The organism is Neisseria sp. HMSC073G10, from assembly GCF_001812605.1.
GTDB lineage: Bacteria > Pseudomonadota > Gammaproteobacteria > Burkholderiales > Neisseriaceae > Neisseria > Neisseria subflava_A.
In genome coordinates this window covers 3,869-8,004 of sequence record NZ_KV809532.1, presented here as the reverse complement: position 1 = coordinate 8,004, position 4,136 = coordinate 3,869, and the positions used below count along the sequence as shown (strand labels likewise).

The window sequence follows — 4,136 nt, the reverse complement described above, 5'->3', positions numbered from 1 at the left end:
ACAGCCAAAGCAAAGTCAAAGCAGACCATGCCTCCGTAACCGAGCAAAGTGGTATTTATGCCCGAGAAGACGGCTATCAAATCAAAGTCAGAGACAACACAGACCTCAAGGGCGGCATCATCACCTCCGGCAAGAGTGCCGAAGACAAAGGAAAAAAACTTTTTCAGACGGCCACCCTTACTGCCAGCGACATTCAAAACCACAGCCACTACGAAGGCAAAAGTTTCGGTATCGGGGCAAGTGTTGCAATCAGCGGTGAATCAATGGGGCAAAACCGTCCTGCCGATTCCGGCCCGGGAATCCGCTTGACTGATGCTTCTAAAGGTCAAAACAACAATAACGCCATTGGCTACGGCAGCGATGGAGACAGTCAAAGCAGCATCACAAAAAGCGGCATCAACACCCGCAACATCATCCTCACCGATGAGGCAGGACAGCTCGCCAAAACAGGCTACGGCACAGACAAAGCCGCGCAACTGGCGTACACCGACATCCGCACCGAGGATGCCGGTCAACAATCAGGCAGCCTGAAAAACCGATTTGATGCGGACAAAGTGCAAAGCGAGCTGGATTTGCAGCGCGAAGTGTCGCAGCAATTTGCACCCGTTGCCGCTCAAACTGTTGCTTGGACAGCAGATAAACTGGGCAATATACAGAACTACGAGCGCGTTCGAATCGCCAAAGCAAATTTACAAGAGCAATTAAAAGACGCGCAAAACCCTGAGCAAATTGCCCAACTGCAGCAACAACTCGCCCTTGCAGACCAATACCTATCCGACCATCAAACAGAGTACAACACATGGAAGGAAGGCGGATTAGGGCGAGCTGCGCTCCACGCAGGGGTAGGAGCACTCTTAACAGGTGATGCACAAGGCGCAGTAGGAGCAGGCACCTCATCGCTAGCAGCACCCTATTTAAACCAAGTAGGCGACAAATTTGGTGGCGCAGGGCAATTACTGGCAGACACCCTAGGAGGCGCAGCGATTGGTACGCTGACGGGTGGAAGCACGGGTGCGGCGGTTGCGGGGGCGAATGCGGATTGGTTTAATCGCCAGTTGCATCCTGATGAAGTGAAGTGGTTACACAGTAAAGATACACTACAAAAATATATTAACTATTTAAAAAACAAAGGATTAAATTTAACTCCCCGAGAGGCTCAAATTCAGCTAGACCGCGCAGCTGCCGCGATGGTGGACAGCGAATGGGCAATACTGCATGGACGCAATGAACTTGCAGAACAGTTTTTATCTCAAAACACATCTAGATTTCATTATCTAGATAATTTTGGTGCAAGTCATCAATTCTTTACAGCTACTAATCGTGAATATTTAGATTCAGACAGAAATTTAAAAGCATTATTTAGTGCTTATACCGATAAAAACGAAATAAATAAATTCTTGCATAGTATTCGGATTGAAAACCGTAATGCCTCAACGGATTTTAGAAGAGGGATGGAACAAGGCTATAAAGATAGCAGTAACGATGCACATAATGATCCAAAGATAATTGGGAAAGGCATAATTTCCTTGCCGAGATACGTCTATGATTCGTCTACCAGTGATGAAGTGGGTCCACTAGACGATCAACAAATGGAGACTAACCGTATAGCCCTGCTACGTTTACAAGGGAGAGATTACGATGCAGGTAGAATATATGAATACAATCATGCAACCCAACAACGGTTGATGTGGTATCAATTGCCAGTAATGGAGCTAGCAGGACGTATCCCTAGTAAATTGGCTAACAAATATAAACTGTACCGCGCAGGTAAGTTATCTGCTGCACAACTGGCAGCAGAGATAAAAAAACAAGCACCAATTGTTCCAAATGGAAAAGCATTTGATTTTACCAGTGGAACGTTGATACCTAATCAAACCGTTAAGCTCACACAGGCACAGAATCTGTCCAATGGAACAACCCTGCCAGCAGGGACAATTGCACGGCTAACAGGCAAGGGAGTGGAAGCAACTTTGCCTAATGGTAAAAATGTTAGTTATGCAGGGGTAACTGAGCAAAGGGCGTTGCCTGCACCACGTAGTCCATCATTAAGTAGTTCGTTAAATGGTTTATCCAAATCAGACCAAGCAATCATTAATCATTTAGCAAAAGGCGGTACCATATTAACTTCCAACCAAAGACCAGCAATTGCGAGAACTGCAAGGGATAGTGCTGTTAATCCCACACCAACAGAAGCAAAAAATCTAGAAGGGAGAACTATTGGTAAAACTTTAACACAAAACCAAGCTGTACAAGCTGATGCAACCTATTTAGAAAATTTAGGTGCGACAGATATTAGGATTAATCAGCAACAGGTTAATGGAAATCTTTGTCGCGTAGGAATATGCCGCCCAGACTTGCAAGCAATCCTCCCATCAGGTAAAAGAGTGTATATTGAATACGATCGAAGCACTTCATCGCGCGGAATGCCACATGCAGATCGAATATTCAGTAATGATAAAGATGCTATTGTTATTTTAAGGACGTTAGATTGATTATGAATAACCCACAGTTTTTTTTACAAGATCATAAACCCCATACCACCCGTTTGAGCTTTTTAAAAATACCATTTAATGAAATGGTGTTACATTTTGAGCAAAGATTGCAAGAGCTTGGTCTAATATGGGAGTGGACAGTACATCATCAAAAAGTATCTGATGAATTAAGTTTGTCAGATAAAATTAAAATGTTGGAACCTTTTGCGCAAAGATACCCCAATAAATATATTATTTTAGAGACTGCTTCTGAATGGTGCTTATATATGGAAAATGGATATCGTGGTACAGACGTATTTAGCCAACCTAGTTATCTATCCAAAACTTTGGGAGTTCAGAATATCAGCTTATATCTTTCTCCAGATTTTAAGAAAGATGAATTTGGTGCGGTAATGTTTCATTGGCGAAATGGTGCAAATAAAATTTCAGAATATGCAGTAGAAAGTAGAACAATTATGGTGCATAAAGAAACCAGTAAAACAACTTTTGAACAAAGCGGAAAACCTTTTGTATTTGAGGATTTAGCTAGTTATGAAAAAAGAATCAAAAAGGAGCGATTAACGGTTGATATGGTTGCTGAATATTGCAAACATTTTAATATTGATTTGTTTAACTTGGATTTTTATAAAGGACGTGCAGCATTATTTACAACCCATAAAAAATAGGTGCTTTAAAAAACACATTTAGGCAGCTTGAAAAACCTTAATTTATGCTTTCAGACTGCCTATGGTGATTTTTTGAGAAATTTAGACAAATCCCGATTTCGCACTTTCAACATATCTTTCTTATCATCATAAGTCAGTCGGTAATCGGGCAAATCATTACTGGCTACCAACTCCTTAATCGCCTGCCTAAAACGGCGCAGCGTTGCCATGCTGCCCGATTTTCTATGCAGTATTTCCAGAGAAATGTGCCATTCATTTTGCTTCCCGCAATGTTTGGCACATAGCTCATAAATGCGTCTATCCAGCAGTTTACGCAGCCTGAAATAATCTGCCGATATGGTTTTAACCTGTGCCGAACAAACCACCTACCGCCACAGCCATGTCGGCAGCGCAGGCAGTCCCACCGTTATTGTGAGCGGTGGCGACACCAACATCAAAGGCGCACAAGTAACAGGCAAAGGCATCACCGTACGCGCCACCAACTTCAATATAGAAAGCCTACAAGACACCGCCGACTACCGCAGCCGCCAACAAAACATCAGCGCCCAAGTAACCGTAGGCTATGGCGCATCCGCCTCAGGCGATTACAGCCAAAGCAAAATCAACGCCGAACACCGCAGCGTGAGCGAACAAAGCGGATTGTTTGCGGGTGATGATGGCTTTGATGTGCAAGTAGGCGGGCACACCCGGCTAACAGGCGGCATCATCACGTCTGGCCAAAGCGCAGAAGATGAAGGCAAAAACCGCTTTCAGACGGCCACCCTCACCCATAGCGACATTCAAAACTACAGCCGATACGAAGGCGAAAGTTTTGGATTGGGTGCCAACGTTGCCGTAAGTGGCAAAACACTGGGGCAGGGAGCACAAAATAAGCCTCAAAACAAACACCTGACAAGCGTGGCCGATAAAAACGGCGCAAGTTCATCAGTAGGCTACGGCAGCGACGGAGACAGCAAAAACAGCACCACCCGCAGCGGCA

Annotated in this window: 2 protein-coding genes and 1 pseudogene; all 3 read left to right on the top strand. The window is 44.3% G+C overall.

What is annotated here, in order from left to right; genetic code table 11:
* The coding region (locus tag HMPREF2865_RS12180; RefSeq protein WP_070646591.1) for a hypothetical protein at positions 1-2,492 on the top strand (2,492 nt) is incomplete at its 5' end.
* Between the two features lie 2 nt (positions 2,493-2,494).
* Positions 2,495-3,157, top strand: a complete 663-nt coding sequence (locus HMPREF2865_RS07360; RefSeq protein ID WP_070646590.1) for a hypothetical protein — start codon at positions 2,495-2,497, stop codon at positions 3,155-3,157.
* Positions 3,158-3,520: 363 nt separating this feature from the next.
* Positions 3,521-4,136, top strand: a pseudogene (locus HMPREF2865_RS07355) (hemagglutinin repeat-containing protein); the annotation flags it as partial.